General features: G+C 59.0%; 9 protein-coding genes. 1 reads left to right on the top strand and 8 read right to left on the bottom strand.

The window, feature by feature from the left end; all coding sequences use genetic code 11:
- Nucleotides 1-11 precede the first annotated feature (11 nt).
- From miaA to IB245_RS05590, 5 genes are read right to left on the bottom strand one after another with little or no spacing between them, the layout of a single operon-like run.
- On the bottom strand, nucleotides 12-983 hold the full coding sequence (gene miaA, locus IB245_RS05610) for a tRNA (adenosine(37)-N6)-dimethylallyltransferase MiaA (RefSeq protein WP_008035319.1): 972 nt from the start codon (nucleotides 981-983) through the stop codon (nucleotides 12-14).
- Nucleotides 983-2893 carry a DNA mismatch repair endonuclease MutL gene (gene mutL, locus IB245_RS05605; protein ID WP_008035318.1) on the bottom strand — a complete coding sequence of 637 codons (1911 nt, stop codon included), beginning with the start codon at nucleotides 2891-2893 and terminating at the stop codon, nucleotides 983-985. The genes miaA and mutL overlap by 1 nt, the downstream gene beginning before the upstream one ends.
- Entirely contained in the window at nucleotides 2890-4269 is a 1380-nt protein-coding gene (locus IB245_RS05600) for an N-acetylmuramoyl-L-alanine amidase (RefSeq protein WP_412548040.1), read from the bottom strand. Before IB245_RS05600 ends, mutL begins: the two co-directional genes overlap by 4 nt.
- A gap of 48 nt (nucleotides 4270-4317) precedes the next feature.
- Complete coding sequence (gene tsaE / locus IB245_RS05595; protein WP_008035315.1) at nucleotides 4318-4788, bottom strand: tRNA (adenosine(37)-N6)-threonylcarbamoyltransferase complex ATPase subunit type 1 TsaE; 471 nt, start codon at nucleotides 4786-4788, stop codon at nucleotides 4318-4320.
- On the bottom strand, nucleotides 4776-6275 hold the full coding sequence (locus IB245_RS05590) for an NAD(P)H-hydrate dehydratase (RefSeq protein ID WP_192226924.1): 1500 nt from the start codon (nucleotides 6273-6275) through the stop codon (nucleotides 4776-4778). The genes tsaE and IB245_RS05590 overlap by 13 nt, the downstream gene beginning before the upstream one ends.
- Nucleotides 6276-6338: 63 nt before the next feature.
- Here IB245_RS05590 and queG point away from each other — a divergent pair, with 63 nt between their 5' ends.
- Nucleotides 6339-7409 (top strand): tRNA epoxyqueuosine(34) reductase QueG, encoded by a 1071-nt coding sequence (gene queG, locus IB245_RS05585; RefSeq protein WP_008043118.1) that lies wholly within the window; start codon nucleotides 6339-6341, stop codon nucleotides 7407-7409.
- A 19-nt stretch (nucleotides 7410-7428) separates the two neighbouring features.
- Here the strand turns inward: queG and IB245_RS05580 are convergent, their stop codons facing one another.
- From IB245_RS05580 to IB245_RS05570, 3 genes are all read right to left on the bottom strand, one after another.
- On the bottom strand, nucleotides 7429-12198 hold the full coding sequence (locus IB245_RS05580; RefSeq protein ID WP_192226923.1) for an RHS repeat domain-containing protein: 4770 nt from the start codon (nucleotides 12196-12198) through the stop codon (nucleotides 7429-7431).
- A gap of 95 nt (nucleotides 12199-12293) precedes the next feature.
- Nucleotides 12294-13289 (bottom strand): hypothetical protein, encoded by a 996-nt coding sequence (locus IB245_RS05575; protein ID WP_192226922.1) that lies wholly within the window; start codon nucleotides 13287-13289, stop codon nucleotides 12294-12296.
- Between the two features lie 150 nt (nucleotides 13290-13439).
- Nucleotides 13440-17402, bottom strand: coding sequence for a leucine-rich repeat domain-containing protein (locus IB245_RS05570; RefSeq protein ID WP_192226921.1), 3963 nt, complete (start codon nucleotides 17400-17402; stop codon nucleotides 13440-13442).
- Between the last annotated feature and the right edge of the window lie 33 nt (nucleotides 17403-17435).

Raw genomic sequence — 17435 nt, 5'->3', positions numbered from 1 at the left:
ATTGCAAGGACTCAGCTCAATATGGAGATGGTCCCCAGGTATTTCAAGGCGCGCGGCAGATTGTCGCAATCCAGGCTGTCCAACCAGTGTAAATCAGCCCAACTGCGCAGCCAGGTGAACTGACGTTTTGCCAATTGGCGCGTGGCAATGATTCCACGCTCCTGCATCTCGGCTTGCGTCAGCTTGCCATCCAGGTAGTCCCAGACTTGTCGGTAGCCTACTGCACGTATAGACGGCAACCCGGAATGCAGGTCACTTCGCTTACGCAGGGCTACGACCTCGTCGATGAATCCCTGTTCCAACATTAAAGTGAATCTTTGTTTAATTCGCTCGTGCAGTACCTGACGATTTGCCGGAGCAATGGCCAAGTTCGCGACAGTATAGGGCAATTGTTGCAGTCCCGAAGCGGCTGCTTCAGTACTTTGCGCAGATTGTCTCAGTCTAAGCTCGGTCATGCTCTGACCGCTGACACGATAAACTTCCAGCGCTCGACTGAGTCGCTGCGGATCGTTCGGGTGAATACGCGCTGCCGATTCCGGGTCGATGATCGCCAATTGGTCGTGCAGGGCTTGCCAGCCAAGGCGCGCAGCTTCTTCTTCGATCTGTGCGCGCACTTCAGGATCGGCCGCCGGCATGTCCGCCAGGCCTTCGACCAAAGCCTTGTAATAGAGCATTGTGCCGCCCACCAGCAGCGGAATTTTGCCCCGCGCGGTGATGTCGGCCATCGCTTCAAGGGCGTCACGGCGGAAATCTGCGGCGGAATAGCTCTCTGCCGGGTCGAGAATATCGATCAGCCGATGGGGAAATTCGGCCAGAATCTCTTTCGAGGGCTTGGCGGTGCCGATGTCCATGCCGCGATAGACCAGCGCCGAATCGACGCTGATCAGCTCGCAAGGCAGGACTTTGGTCAGTTCGATGGCCAGGTCGGTCTTGCCCGCTGCGGTCGGGCCCATCAGGAAAATCGCAGGAGGGAGCTGGCTCATCAACGACCGCGCAGGAACAGTTTGTCCAGATCGTCCAGGCCCAATTGGGTCCAGGTCGGTCGGCCATGGTTGCATTGACCGCTGCGCTCGGTGTTTTCCATGTCACGCAGCAGACCGTTCATTTCCGGCAGGGCCAGACGCCGATTCGCCCGAATCGCGCCGTGGCAAGCCATGGTGCCAAGCAATTCGTTCAGGTGCGCCTGAATCCGGTCACTGGTGCCATATTCCATCAGATCCGCCAGCACGTCGCTAACCAATCGATTGGCTTCCGCCTGCTTGAGCAAGGCCGGAATCTGTCGAATGGCCAGTGTTTCCGGGCCGAGACGCTGCAGTTCAAAGCCCAGACGCTGGAACCACGCGACGTTTTCTTCGGCGCAATCGCCTTCGCGCTCGCTCACCGCCAACGATTCCGGAACCAACAGCGGCTGACCGCTCAGGCCTTCGCTGGCCATGGCGACTTTCAGGCGTTCGTACATGATCCGCTCATGAGCGGCGTGCATGTCCACCAATACCAGGCCTTGGGCGTTTTCCGAAAGGATGTAGATACCCTTGAGTTGCGCCAATGCGTAACCCAACGGTGGAATATCGTCCTGACCGGCCGGCAGCGCGACAGCATTGGCTTCCGGCAACGGCGCAAAAAACTCGCGATACGCTGCCTGGGCTTCAGCCGCAGGTACGCCGGACTGAGGACGCGGCGTGTATTGATACTGATAACCGGCACCAGCGCCCGAGCCCGCCGGCGTGTTGAACGACGGTTGCGCTTGGGGCTGCTCCAGCAGCGCATTGGCCGCCAGGCGCATTTCGCCTTGCGGACCGAATTCACCGGCTTCGAGGCCGCTCGGACGAACGATGGCGGTCGCCACCGGTGCCGCCAGATGATCATCCGGTCGCACATCGCCCAAGGCACGGTGCAAAGTGCCATAGAGGAAATCGTGGACCATGCGCCCGTCACGGAAGCGCACTTCGTGTTTGGTCGGGTGCACGTTGACGTCGACACCGGCCGGATCGACTTCGAAAAACAGCACAAAAGTCGGGTGCCGACCATTGAACAGCACGTCGCGATAGGCCTGGCGCACCGCGTGGGCCACGAGTTTGTCGCGAACGGCGCGGCCGTTGACGAAGAAGTACTGCAAGTCCGCCTGGCTGCGGTTGAAGGTCGGCAAGCCCACCCAGCCCCATAAATGCAGGCCATTGCGCTCGATTTCGATCGGCAGCGCCTGTTCCAGGAACCCCGAGCCGCAGATCGCCGCCACACGCCGGGCGCGAGCCGCATCGTCATGGGCTTCGTGCAGGCTGAGGATGGTTTTGCCGTTGTGGCGCAAATGGAACGCCACGTCGAAGCGCGCCAGGGCCAGGCGTTTGATCACTTCTTGCAGGTGATCGAATTCGGTTTTTTCGGTTTTGAGAAACTTGCGTCGCGCCGGAGTGTTGAAGAACAGATCCCGCACTTCCACCGAAGTGCCCACCGGATGAGCGGCTGGCTGCACGCGGGGCGCCATGTCCCGGCCTTCGGTTTCGACCTGCCAGGCCTGATCGGCATCGCGGGTGCGGGACGTCAGGGTCAAGCGCGCCACGGAGCTGATCGAGGCGAGTGCCTCACCACGGAACCCGAGGCTCATCACCTGCTCAAGGTCTTCCAGGTTGCGGATCTTGCTGGTGGCGTGACGGGCCAGGGCCAGCGGCAGGTCATCGGCAGAAATGCCGCTGCCATCGTCGCGCACCCGCAGCAGCTTGACGCCGCCCTGCTCGACATCGACGTCAATGCGCTTGGCGCCGGAATCGAGGCTGTTTTCCAGCAACTCCTTGATCACCGAAGCCGGGCGCTCGACCACCTCGCCGGCGGCAATCTGGTTCGCCAATCGCGGGCTGAGCAGCTCGATGCGAGCGCTGTTGATCACGGCCTGATTCATTCTTTGGATGCCAGTTCGGTGCCGGGAATGGTCAGGGTCTGACCGATTTTCAGCTCGTCGGTTTTCAGGTTATTGGCGGCGCGCAAGGTGGCCGGGGACACCTGATAACGCACGGCGATCATCGCCAGGGTTTCACCCGGGTTCACCCGGTGATCACGCGGCCCTTGGGCGATTTTCCCGGAATCGCGCAGCCAGGCGATGTAAGTACCCGGTGGCGGATTCTGCTGGAAGAACTGGCGTACGCCGCTGCTGATCGAGCGAGCCAGCGCTTGCTGGTGGCTGGACGCCGCGAGTTTCGAGGCTTCGTTGGCGTTGGAGATGAACCCGGTTTCCACCAGGATCGACGGGATGTCCGGCGACTTCAACACCATGAACCCGGCTTGTTCCACGCGCTGTTTGTGCAGCGGCGTGACGCGGCCGATGTTGCTCAAAACCTTCTGGCCGACGTTCAGGCTGGACGTCAGCGAGGCGGTCATCGACAAGTCGAGCAGCACGCCTGCGAGCATGCGGTCCTTGTCGTCGAGGCTGACGTTGCCAGCACCACCGATCAAGTCGGAGCGGTTTTCACTGTCGGCCAGCCAACGGGCAGTTTCCGACGTGGCGCCGCGATCAGACAGGGCGAACACCGAGGCACCGAACGCGGCGGCCGAAGGCGCGGCATCGGCGTGGATCGAAACGAACAGGTCAGCGCCCTTCTTGCGGGCGATTTCGGTACGGCCGCGCAACGGAATGAAGTAGTCGCCGGTACGGGTCAGTTCGGCGCGGAAGCCTTTCATGCCATTGACCTGGCGCTGCAATTCGCGAGCGATGGCCAGCACCACGTCTTTTTCACGCTGGCCGCGAGAGCCAGAGGCGCCCGGGTCTTCGCCGCCGTGACCTGCGTCGATCACGACAATGATGTCGCGCTTGCCGGCCGGCGCGGGCGGCAGCTTGACCGGGGGATCGACCGGAGTGACCGGTACCGGCGCGACGGTCGCGACGTTGGTCGGCGCAGGAATCGGCGCGGCGTCGGCGGCGTTATCGAACAGATCGACCACCAGGCGGTTGCCGTACTGGGCGTTCGGCGCCAGGGTGAAGCTCTTCGGCGTGACGGCTTTTTTCAGGTCGATGACCACCCGCAGGTCGGTCGGCGTGCGTTGGGCCGAGCGCATGGCGGTGATCGGGGTGTTGGCGGTGGAGACGTTCAGCGGCGCACCGAGGGTGGCGCCATTGATGTCGATCACCAGTCGGTCCGGGGCTGTCAGGGTAAAAACGCTGTGTTGCACCGGCCCGGTCAGGTCGAACACCAACCGTGTGTTGTCCGGCGCCCGCCACAGACGGACGCTGTTGACCTTCGTTTCGGCCACAGCGTCGACGGTCACCGCCAAAAACAACATCCCTACGGCAGCTACCATCGCGCGAAAGCGCATACCTGACCCCATCATTTAATTGATTTCCAATGCCAAAGCGGCACACCACGACTCGCCACGCGAGCCCTGGGACAAAATTTTCAGCGAACGCCCGCTGTCTTGCGGGCTAATGGTAATGGTCAGGTCGGGCTTTGGCAAAAAGCCTGCACCTTTATCGGGCCACTCGATCAGGCACAAGGCATCGTCTTCGAAGTAGTCGCGGATGCCGAGGTACTCCAGTTCTTCAGGGTCGACCAAACGATAGAGATCGAAATGGAAGGCGCGGATGTCGCCAATCTCGTAGGGCTCGACCAGGGTGAACGTCGGACTTTTTACCGCGCCCTCATGCCCCAGCCCCCGGATGATGCCGCGGGACAACGTGGTTTTCCCCGCCCCCAGATCCCCTTCCAGAAAAATCAGACCGTGCCCTTCGGTGGTTTTCGCGATGCGGGCGCCAAACGCGGTCATCGCTTCTTCATCCGCCAGGTACAGGGTTACTTCAGACACGGTGCTTGCTCCTCCAACAACTGACGAATGGCTGGAATCAGATCACTGGCCGCCAGCCCACGGCCCGATTTACCTTGTTGCGCGCCGGCATTGGCGTGCAGCCAGACGCCAAGGCAGGCCGCATCGAATGCGTCCATGCCCTGGGCCAGCAACGCGCCGACCAGACCGGCCAGCACATCGCCCAGACCGGCAGCGGCCATGGCCGGATGGCCCTGATGACACACCGCCAGGCGCCCGTCGGGACTGGCGACAAGACTGCCGGCGCCTTTCAAAATCACTACAGCTGTATATTTTTTGCTCAATGCGTGAGCGGCGGACGGACGGTCGGCCTGAACCTCGGCGGTACTGATCCCGAGCAACCGCGCCGCCTCCCCCGGATGCGGCGTGATCACGCAGTCCTTGGGCAGGCTCACGAGTTCGTCAGCCAGCATATTCAACGCATCGGCGTCCCAGACTTGTGGAAGCGGTGCATTGGCCGCCGCCGACAGCAGACTGCGTCCCCACGAAGCCTGCCCCAAGCCCGGACCGACCACCAGCACGGAAACTTTTTGCAGCAAACCCATCAGTTGATTCGCCGACGAAGTGCCCAGCACCATCGCTTCAGGAATTCTGGCCAATGCCGCCGGCACATGTTCGCTGCGAGTGGCCACCAACACCATGCCGGCGCCACTGCGCAGCGCACTTTGTGCACTCAGCAAAATGGCACCGCCGAAACCGCGATCACCGCCAATCAGCAAGACATGGCCGAATTTGCCTTTATGGGCGGTCGGCGCACGCCCCGCCAGACACGGCAAGTTACCGGCCGTCAGACGACGAGCACTGATGGCGATCCCGCTCAAAGACTCAGGCGAAGCTTGCAGATCATTAAAGACCCACTCGCCCACCACGTCCGCCGCCTCACCCGTGAACAGGCCCAGTTTCAAACCAATGAAGGTCACGGTCAGGTCCGCCCGGACGGCCGCACCGAGTACGCTTCCTGTATCCGCACAAAGGCCCGAAGGAATATCCACCGCCGCAACCGCCAGGCCGCTGGCATTGATCGCCGCGATGACACTGGCGTAAGGCTCGCGCACCTTGCCTGTCAGGCCGGTGCCGAGCAAGGCGTCCAATACAACGCCACGCAACTCCGACTGTGCACTCCAGGCTTGAACGGCGACGCCTTCGGACAGGGCCTCGGCGTGGGCCAAGGCTGCATCACCCTGCAAACGCTGGGGGTCACCGACCGCCAGCACGCGCACATGCCAGCCGGCACGCTTGGCCAACACCGCGACCAGATAACCATCACCGGCGTTGTTGCCGTGACCGGCGGCCACCGTCAGTTCGTTGGCCGTCGGCCAGTGCCGGACCAGCGCACGCCAGGTTGCCCGCGCCGCCCGCTGCATCAATTCGAAGCCCGGCGTACCGGCCGCAATCAGGCTCGCATCGAGCGCTCGCACTTGCGCGGAGCTGTACAGCACGTCGGGTAAATCATCTTTAGTGTGCGGCATGCGTCTTCGGGCTCCGATGTCTGGCAGAATTATACGCACCTCAGCTCCGGTTTCTCTCGCCTCATGCCCGCTATTACCACAGACCTGCCCGCCCTCGCCCAATCCATCAAGGACTGGGGCCGCGAGCTGGGCTTTCAGCAAGTCGGCATCAGCGGCCTGGATCTGGCCGAGCATGAGCAGCACCTGGCGCGCTGGCTCGAAGCCGGCTACCACGGCGAAATGGACTACATGGGCGCCCATGGCAGCAAACGCTCACACCCGGAAGAGCTGGTGCCCGGCACGCTTCGGGTGGTGTCCCTGCGCATGGATTACCTGCCGGGCGACACCCAAATGGCGCAATTGCTGGCTCAACCGGAAAAAGCCTACGTGTCGCGTTATGCCTTGGGCCGCGATTACCACAAGTTGATCCGTAAACGCGTGCAACAACTGGCAGAAAAGATTCAGGCGGTCATCGGCCCGTTCGGCTACCGCGCATTTGTCGACAGTGCACCGGTGCTGGAAAAAGCCATCGCCGAAAAGGCCGGCCTTGGATGGATCGGCAAAAACACGCTGGTCTTGAATCGCAAGGCCGGCAGTTACTTCTTTCTCAGTGAGCTCTTTGTCGATCTGCCGCTGCCGGAAGACCCACCGCACGCCACCGAACATTGCGGCCGCTGCACCGCGTGCCTCGACATCTGCCCGACCAACGCCTTTGTTGGCCCTTATGTCCTAGACGCCCGGCGCTGCATTTCCTACCTGACCATCGAACTGAAAAGCGCGATCCCCGAGGATCTGCGGCCATTGATCGGCAATCGGGTGTTCGGCTGCGATGACTGCCAGATCGTCTGCCCGTGGAACCGTTTTGCCCGTCCGTCCGGCGAAAGCGACTTCAAGCCACGGCACAACCTGGACAACGCTGAACTGGCCGAACTGTTCATGTGGGATGAAGACCGGTTTCTGAGCAGCACCGAAGGCTCGCCGTTGCGTCGGGCGGGGTATGAGCGCTGGCTGCGTAATCTGGCGGTGGGCCTGGGGAATGCGCCTTCAACGATTCCGGTGCTGGAAGCATTGAAGGCGCGAAGGGAATACCCGTCGGAGTTGGTTAGGGAGCATGTGGAGTGGGCGTTGCGTCAGCATGAACTGCGCAACGCCTGATTTTGCACCCCACCCGGCGTCAACCTCCTTTTTGCGTATGGCCAAACTTGTGCATGGTCGCTGTCCGAGTGTCTTTGTTCACATAGAAAAACAGACGCATTCCCTGGTTGAGCCTGATCTCGGTATAACCGCTGTCATTGAAGTATCCGGGCTCAAGGAGTTGCTTGGGGTTGGGTGATTTGAACGGCACCATTTCGTTGTAGTAGGTTTTTCCGCCTAGCAGTTCGGCTGCCTGGCCCGGTGTCATCCCCTCATCCTTGATCGCATCCTTGAACCGGAAAAACTTTGCCCTGCTCGCATCATCCAGTGACTCAAAACCCGGAAGGTTGCGCTGCGCATTGTAAGTCTTGTAAACCCACTTTGCGGAGGATGCCTCTGCGGACTGAGTAGATGATCCAGCCCTTGCGCTTCTTCCGCCCGTCCCGCTGGCCATCGCCTTGGCCGCCCCTCGCGCATCGCCGTTCAAGCCTGACCGGAACGCTCCCGCGACCTTGCCCGCGCCCTGAACGGCCGCCCCGGCACCAGCCGCAAAAGACGCCAGCCCCAACCCCAGGCTCACGTAGCCGAGGACGTCACCCAGCTCCGATTGCGGCATCACTTCATGGGCAATCTCACTCGCAATGCCGGCGATCCCGGACGCCAGCGCCAACGTCAGGCTCGCGACCGCCAGCGGCGTGGTTGTGCCGAAGGTCAGGATGCTTGTCGCGATGCTGAACAGCGAAAGGCCAACGCCCAAGGCAGATTGCCAGGAAACATGCCCGGTTGGATCAACCCGATTGATCGGGTCACCGAGGCAGTAAGCGTATGGGTTCAATCCACCCGCGCCAAACGGGCTCAAGCTGTCCGGACTGAGGAAACGCATCAACGTCGGGCTGTAGGCCCGGTAACCATTGCCCAGCAGATAAAGCCCGGTCAACGGGTCAAGCTGCTCACCGCTGAATCCTGCCTGGCTGAATAGCCCGCCTTCGGCAGGACGAAATCCGTAGGGGTTGTAGGCAACTTCGTCGCGCTGTGCACCGGACTCGGCGATCAAAACGCTTTGCTGCAGGTCTGTGCCAAACAGCGTCAAACCAGCGCCCGCGCCCTGTTGCTGCTCCCCCAGCAATAAACCGGACTGGCGCCCACAGGTACGACGGTCAGCACTGCTGATCTCGTTGATCACCCGCCCATCATGATAGAAGCGCTGGGTACCCGGCCCGACGGGTTGTGACAACTCGACCAGACGATCGCGCGCATCGTAGCTATAGCCGCGCATCACCGCCCCGGATGCCGTAGCGATTTGCGTCAATCGCCCCAGTGCGTCGTAGCTCAGCGCACGAGCCTGATCGTCCTGGATCATCTGGCCGTTGGCGTCATATTGCAGCGTAACCGGCGCCGGATAATCCGCGTGAGAGTGCTGAACTTCGATCAGTTGCGTGGGATCGACAGCGCTGTAGGAGAATGTCGTGGTGTTGCTGCCACCGGGAAAATCGTTTTGCAGGCTGACGATGTTATCCAGCGCATCGTAAACGTAGGTCTGCTTGATAATGTCTTTGCCAAAGGGATCGCGTGGCCGCAGCGTTCCGCTACAGGTGTAGTGGCCCAGTCGACCTCGGACGTCGTAGTCGAAGCGTTCGTCGCGCAGCACGTCTTCACCGATGCCCAGTACCTTCTGCGTCAGCTTGCCAGCGAGGTCGTAACTCGATTTCAGGGTCTGAGTAGCAGCGCCCTTGACCTCAAAGCTGCGCGAAATTTCTCGCCCCTGATCGTCGTAGACCAGGCGAGTCGTCATGGAACGCTTGGCCTGAGTATCCTGCGAGTCGACCCGCTCCAGCAGGCCCACGGCGTTGTAGATAAAGTCAGCCTTGAGCGAATTCTGCTCAAACGACTTTGCCCGCCCCCATTCGTCGTACTCCGTCTTGTGTGCCTGACCGAGCACATCGACGCAAGTCAGTGGCCGACCACCGAACGTGTACGTGTACGACGCCGTCCGGTCCACGCCCGCGTGCGCAGTGGTTTCACTTTTCAGGCGTCCGGAAGGGTGATATTCGAAGCGCGTTTCCCGCTCCTGCTCGACACAACTGGCTAATTGCCCGTGCAGTGGGCTGTAAGTGAATCCGGCGTCCAGTCCGGTCGCCTTGCGTTGCGTCACGCGCCCGCCGAAATCACGCGCATAAACGAACTCGACTTTTTCACCGCTGGCGCTTTTCTGCCAGATCGGTTGCGTGAATCCTGCCGCGTAGCCCGCAGTGACCGCGCGTCCACCCACGGTGCTTTCGCTCAAGCGGCCCAAGCCATCGAATGTCTGCCGCCCAAGGCGTTGGCCCGCTACTTTCACTTCAGTGGCAAGCGACGCCTGGCTGTGCAGAGCGTAGTCGGTCTGCACGGTGTTCCCGTCGGGCAAGACGCTGCGCCGCAACCGATTGAACACGTCGTACTCATAGGTGGTGGTGTTGCCGACAGGATCGGTCTGGCTGATGGCTCGGCCGATGCCGTCATAGCCATGAACGATTGCGCCTTGGGTTTCACCCGCAATATTGAACGACTCGATACGATCAGGCTTCCCGAAAGCATTGAGGCCGGTGACAGACTTGCCCATGCCCTCAAGCCAGCGGGTTTCTGTGCGGGCCACAGGGTCGATTGTGCAATGCTCCTTGCGCCCGTCAGCGTGAAGCGTGGTCTTGACCTGTCCCCAGCCATCGTAGACAAACCCGGTCTTGACCGGCCGGGCAACCCCGTCCCACCAATCAGAATGCGTTTGCTCCACCAACTGGCCCAGCGCATCGTGGCGCGCTGTATAGATAACGAGCAATTGGGTCCTGGCCACTTCGTCCGGGTTATCGCAATCCTGCTCTTCGACTGCGACGACGCGCCCGAGGCCGTCGTACACGACTTTTTGCTGAACGCCGAGCAGATCTGTCGTGAGCATCGTCGCCGGTGCTTTATTGCTGGCCGCCTGATAAACCATACGGCGGGTGGCGGTGTTGGCCGTGCCCGGCGAAAACGTTTCGCTCAGGGGCCGGCCAATGACATCGAACGTGTAGGCAACCGCTCCCTGGTCTTCGCCGCGCTCGCCCAGCTTCATGCCGTTAAGCGATGACAGTGTCTGAGCCGCGGTTTTGACGGTGCCATCGAAACCCTTGAGGGTGCTCTGAATTTCAAGCCGGTTGTTGTCGAGCACATAGGAAAACTCGGTAACCGTCGCCAAGGCGTTTTGCGTGACGGTTTGTTTTTGCAGCAAGCCATGGCGTAGCGGATCATCAGGCTGATTGACGTAAACCCGTTGTGTCTTCGAACGCAGAATTTCAACGTCTGCGTTCAGCTCATAAAAGCTTTCCTCGACAGGCAGCACGGCGGTCACCGGCGAACCTTGCAACGAGGCGTGCAAGGCATAGCGATAACGCATCACCGTCGAGGCGGCGTTTGGTTTATCCGATGCTTGCGATGCCGGGATGATGGTTCTCTGCTTCTCGAACCGGACAAACCCCAATGGGTCGGCAGGGCACCCCTCCGCTCCGGCAGCGGGATAAAATTCGGACAGGGTCGTGACGCCATCCGGCCCGACCTGTTTGAGCAGGTTGCCTGCCCCATCGAATTCGGTGTGGGTAAGCTCTTCGCGCGATGTTCCGGCGGTGCGGTTTTCGTAGCGTAACGTCTGGACTTTGGGCAATCGAAACTGCGCAGGTTGCTCGAGAAAGCTCTTGCCCGAATCGATGTGGTACACCGTGGACCGGGTGGTGATCATCTGCTGACAGGTCGTCACCTGCGAAACCAGCAGATGATATTTGTTGTAGGTGCGCACCGTGGAGCTGTGGACCTTTGTGCCCGCCATCAGTTTTTCGGTGGAAGAATACTCATAGCCCGACGAGCTCTTGTAGAGCGTGTCACCGTCCGGGGACCAACGCCTACCGTCGTCATCGAAGCCCTGAAAATTCTTCTGCGAGAACTCATAATTTTTTGTGATCGCGGGCTGATTCTGCCGTGGGTACACGGTGTGGGAGATCACATAAGGCATGGAGCGAATCGGTGAACCGGGCGGGAATTGATGCCCCGCTTCCTGATACCCGATTATCTCTCGCGCCCCTAGCGGCGAATCGACCTGGGTCAGGCACTGGAGATTGCCGAAAGGCTCATAGGTCAGAAACCAGGACCCGCCTACGGGCAAATCAATGGAGGCCACCGCGTTGTTAGCGAGCGACAACACAAAGCTGGCTTCACATTCGGAGCCGGGGTATTGCGTCAGCGTAACCTTGCCCTTGGCACGGGAGATAGTCAGCAACGTACGTTGTGAATCCCGCGCGGCGACCAGCGCCGGTTGCCCGTTGATGGCGGTGTAGTCGAGCGTGATGGCAGCGCCATTGGCGCCAACGATCCTCATCGGCACCGCGACATCGCTGCCCTCAAAGATCTTCAGCTCTTCACGCATACCATTTTTATGGATGACGTCAAAACGCCCCGGTCCAGACCGTTCGACCTTGAGCGTCTCAAGTTTCAACTCATCGAAGACCAGGTGGGTGGCTGTCTGCTTCGTCTTGAAACTTCCGCCACCGGACAAACCGAGTATTTCATTGCCCGCGTCGTAACGGGTCATTGCCATCGACCAACCGATGCCGAAACCGCTGTCGGTACTGTTGAGTGGACTGTAGGACAAGCTGATTGGCAAAGAGGGACCGTTCAAGTCTGCGGACTTGATGTCACCCAACATCAACGAACAGGTGTAAATACCGGTACGGGGATCGACCCCGCCGGCGAGAAACTCATCAAAATTAAACGCATTGGAATAGACGTTCGCCACTTCAGTGACTGTCATTATCAGATACCCTTTGAACTCATGAATATTGAAGAGTCACGCGACACTACAAGCCGCGCCACACGCTTTAATCAAAGCTTCGAATCAATTGACTCTCAGCCTCTTCTCAAAATAAATTCGTCATTGGGAATATCTATTTCTATCGACAGACTGTGCGCATTACCAAACTCATCGAAAGCAGTAAAGTAAAAGGGTGAAACCCTTACATCCTCACTACGAACATAAGCGGGAGGAATTCCTTTGATGACGGTCAACTCCCCGGCACGCTGATTGACTTCAACTTTTCGCGCCCCGGAAACATAGACATCCAGCTCCGTTGCCCGAGAAGGAGCCATTACCCCCATGAAAGACCTTGGCGCATCCCGCCCCAGAATCAATCCTGTGTCACAGAATAAAACAGGGTAGGTGCCGCCGACTTCATACTGACGACTTTCCCAACGCAACAATTTTACTTGCTTGCCGTCTGAATAAAGCCCCAAGTGGTATCGAAACAACAGATCGCCCTCAAACGATCCGCGGAGTTCATGCGACTGCCACGTAAATTTCTCTACACCATAAACAGGGCTTTTTTCCGCATGAATCACAACGCTTCTGGAAATCTTCCGGCCATCCGGATTCAGGGTGTTATTGCTTCGGTAAACCTTTCCCTGCACCGTCACTTCAGCCGCGACTTGTGCTTGCCCTTCAATAGACGATGAAACCCAGAACTCGATGGGTGTTCCGCTGCTGCTCCCTGCGCTACCGGACTGAACGCCTCCGGGCATGTCATGGGTGTACCCGTTTTCGTAGCGACTGGCATTCCAGCCCGTCAGCGGCAGATTTTGATACGACTCCCCTTCCAATGGCTGACCATTGTGGAAATGAATCAGCTTTGCGGAGAATTGAAGCGGGGAAAGGTCGATTTCAACCGCATCACCATTTTCATCTACCGCTTCGACGAATACCCAGACGCGAACTTGCATTCGCCCATTGGCATACACTTTTTTTGATTCGACACCGGGGGCTTCGAAGCGGACTTCCAGTTTTGATAATCCTGACATGGAAGGTTTGTTACTTTCTACAGCGGCAGTCAAGCCTTGAACATTACTCATGACGCATTCCTTGCTGGTTATTAATCGATTCAACGGGTCGTATCACCGATTAATAACAAGAAAAAATCAGCGCCTCAATGCAGTAATTGCCACAAACTTAAACATGAAACTTTCCACCCAACCAATCACTTACAAAGCATTACAGCAGACTCAGTCCGGATCACCCTCATCAACTCCGCTGTCGTCCGAATCAGGCGCTTCCTGCCAATCAATTTCTTCATCCAGCGCACCGTCAAATTGAATCATTATCTTTTTATCAAGACTTGAGCTCTCAATATAATTCTCAATACGCGACCTACAGGCCTCACTCAACGGATTACCCAACAAGTTGTAATTAACCTCTCGAGCATCTGCAACTTCAAACAGCTCATCCGGCAATGTGGTGATCTGATTGAATCTCAGATCGGCAAATGCCAGCTGTTCAAGATCGAACAATCCGACAGGCACCTCCATCAAACCTGTGCTTTTCAAGTAAAGACTGTCCAGCCTGCTCATGTAACGAACATCGGGAGTCAACCCAAGCCGGTTGTTATCGAGGTGCAACAGCGTCAAACCCTCCATATGTGCAAGGCCTTCGACTGCTGCCTCATTCAGTTCGATAGCACAGTCATCAAGGGTCAGCGTCTCCAGTGCCCTCATCTGATAGATTTCCAAGGGCAAAGTCTCCAGCGCGAAGCCTGACAATGTCAGGTACCGCACACCCGGGAAGCTGGCGAGAAAGGAATGCCCGCCCAACCCGGCGCTGCTGCTCAAAGACAATTCACGAACATGGCTGAAGTCTGCCGACAACACCGGTAACTCACCGAGTATCTCCAGATCGTAATCAAGCGTGGTCGATGTGTAGCGGTTGGCCGTCGTCAGTCTGCGACTCCAATTCGCCTGCAACTCCTGCGCGAACAGGTTTCTGCCCTGGCGCTGAATAGAGATTTCATTCTCTGTGAGTATCGATCCCGTGGTCGGATGACGGGGCGGCACGTCATGGCTCCACATCTCCAATTCATTGACCAACGTCACGTACTCGTTCCCCAGGCGCGCAACGGCCAACACCGGCTCCCCGATCAATCGCTCGCTGCGTAGCGTCGTCATTTCTTCCTCGGAGAGCGTCGGGTACAGCGCTTGAAGCCGCTGCCCTACGGAACGCGCCGGCTCCGGCACAAAATCGCCACCACCCAACAGATAGCCGGAACGCCCCACGGCCAGCCCCATGGGCGAACGAGCACCCGCCTCCAATGGCGGCTGTCCCAGCAAGGCCCTGGCTTGCGAGCGAGGCATCAGTGTTTGTTGCCTGACCGCCTGCCGGAGCCCCGCGCCCTGCCCGACATGAGGCAAACCCAACGCCCGGCGCTGAGCATCGGGAAGGGCATGCTGGACGGCGCCGTAGAGATCGTCGAATGCATGCAGCTCCTTGCCGAAGCCATCGTAGGCCTGGTACTGGCCATTCTGTCTGACCAGGATTTTGCGAATCGGGGCCTCGGGACCACCGATACTGTCCACCAATGCACCGTCAAAATCGCCGTCACGCACTTCGATGCGCACCTCTGGCGACCAGCCGTTCAGGCTTTCGAGCCTATGCAGCGCCAACCTGTCGGAGTCCGGATTTGCACTCGTCTCCATATAAAGCCCTTCGTACGCCCTGCTGAGGCGTACTTCCCGTAGATAGAACAGCGCTTCATGCGCCATTCGCCGGGTGATTCCGAGGTTGCGCTGCATGTGCAGACGATCGGCAGCCTCTGCATGACGCCATAATTCTTCAGCGATGGTTTTGGGCAGATCAGGAAAAATCCGGCGTATCTGCTGGGTGTTTTCATCACTGCTCAGCTCAAAGTGGCGCTCACTTGCCTCGAACAAACTGCCGAGATGTTCCTGTGCCCAACCCGCGATTCTGAGGCGCAGCCGGGCGGCTCGCACGTCGACTCCTGGCAAAGAATCGCCAAACGCCGGGCTTTCACCCAGCAGTTTTTTCAGCTGCGCTTCCTCAAGTGTTTCAACCACGCGTCGAACCACATCGCCGCTTCGCAGCTGGCTGTCCTGCAGGCTGACGCCCTGAGCTCGCAGCAGTTGCACCTGCATCTGCGGATCGGCTTTCAAATACACCCGCGAATCGGTGCTTTGCATCTGCGCGATGAACGCCTGAATCTGCTGATCGAGTTTGAAACGCCGGATGGTGTCTTCGAGCAAGGCCGGGGGGCGCCGGGTATGAACGTGCATGTCGCGCAGCACTGCCTCGTCGATGCCGCTTACCGCCAGAATGCGTCCAGCCGTGACATCCGAAAACTCGGCCACCGAATGCCCCAGGCGCCGAAACAGCTGTGCGCGCCGCCACTCCATGGGGCGCTCAACCTCATGCGCCCACGCTCCTGCGCCGTTGTGAGCAAGTTGTGGTTTGTAGGCATCCGGCCTGTCCGGGTGGCGAATGCGATAGACATTCCCGTCAGTCTCGGGCGCCACCACTTCATAGGTTTTCCCATCAAGAGGCAGCACCCTCGCGCCCTGATGCCGATGCAAACCGAGCGCATCGGCCCGGGAGTCGGCTGGCAAGCGCACCGCACGCTCATATGCACTCAGATCGGGATTCCACAATCGTTGCTGGCCTGCCCCCATATCAACGACTTTCAAACGGCTGACGAAAGCGCCGGGGGTGACGGACAGCAGTTTGCCGACGGCCAGGCCGCCCAAGGCAAACGCGCCCAACTGGGCGACCGTTTCAGCAATGGACAGCAAATGCGCCGACGCTTCGATCAACTGCCCTTCGGCCCAATCAAGGATGCCGGTAAACGTGTCGTCCAGCAGTTGGTACAGGGTATAGGCCAACATCAGTTCGCCCAGAAACGGCACGAACGGGATCGCCGCCAGCGTCGCGACCTCCAGCACAACGGTGGCGACTTTTTCCAGGCGGTCCCATTGTTCCCAGCGCGACTTGCGGTCTTCGTCTGCGGTAGACACGGCCATGACGTGCGCGTCATTGAGGATCTGGTTCAACCTGGATTGGTACAGCCAGGTCCACAATTGCGGACCCACGCGCTGTGTTTGCATCCTGAGGTTGGGACGCGCATCGGGGGCTGCGGCGTTGAGCAAATTAAGCAACGTGGCGAAAAAGGCACCTCGTTGGTCGTGAGCGACAAACCGGGCAAAAAAACGCTGGTAATCGGTAGAGCGCAATTGCCGGGTCAGTTCGTCCACAAGTTCGCGGGAGGAGGCATAGGTTTTCAGCGGGTGCTCAGGGTCATCGGGGATGTAGGCAATCACCGGTTCAACTTCGCGAGAATGTTCTGGATCCGCCGAGAACAGCACGATGCCGGTCAACGCCGTTCCCAGGAGGCTCAGTTGATACAAACGCAGCGCTGTTGCGCCAGGCATCGGTATTTTTTGCTCTGTGAGCAGGCCCGGCAACAGCACCTGTTCAGCGTGCCCAATGTCCCCTTTCATTCGCGCCAGGAGTGTCGCCACCCGGAATCGATCCTGCTGACTGGCAATGACTTTGTTTGCCAGCATCGCTCTGGCCGCAGCATCCGCAGGTAATAACAGCGCCTCAAGTTGCTGGTTATAGCGCCCTCCGATATCAAGTTGTCGGCACAGCGAGGCAAATGCCGCGACAGACAAGCGACTGTTAATCTGAAGAATATCGAACTGCCCGGCCGCACCGGGCTCAGTGATAAAACACGAAGCACTGTCAAAGTAATGTGCTGCCGTCTCCTTCATTTCGAAGTTATGCAAGGCAGCATCCAGAAGTGAAATCGTCGTCACTTCATAGCGGACCGGTAAATCTTTGGGGACATAGAGTCGCAGGTACGTTTTCCTGACATTCAGTTCTATCTTGAACTGACTTTTCAGGGCCTGAACCAGCAACGGCTCGGCAAATGCGCGAACGTCGGCAAGGCCTTCAAACAGGCGGTCCACCCGGGTTTGCGAAACCCAGCTACGTTGAGTCGCCTGCTTCAAGGCCTCATGACTGGCGGCGGATGCCGAGCGGTACCAGTCAGGAAAAACAACCCCGGCGTTTTTCAATGCCAGGCGTCTTTCGGCAGGCGCGCGAATCAACCACTCGGGAATCGACTTTATTATCAATGTTTGATGCGCGTCGGGCTGCGCGTTTGTCGAGTCTGAATCAGACATGCAAGTAACCTTTTTAAACAGTGGAAAACCACA

This window comes from Pseudomonas sp. PDM02 (genome assembly GCF_014852285.1).
Taxonomy (GTDB): domain Bacteria; phylum Pseudomonadota; class Gammaproteobacteria; order Pseudomonadales; family Pseudomonadaceae; genus Aquipseudomonas; species Aquipseudomonas migulae.
The sequence above is the reverse complement of the archived record's forward strand: the minus strand, read 5'-3'. Positions and strand labels throughout refer to the sequence as shown.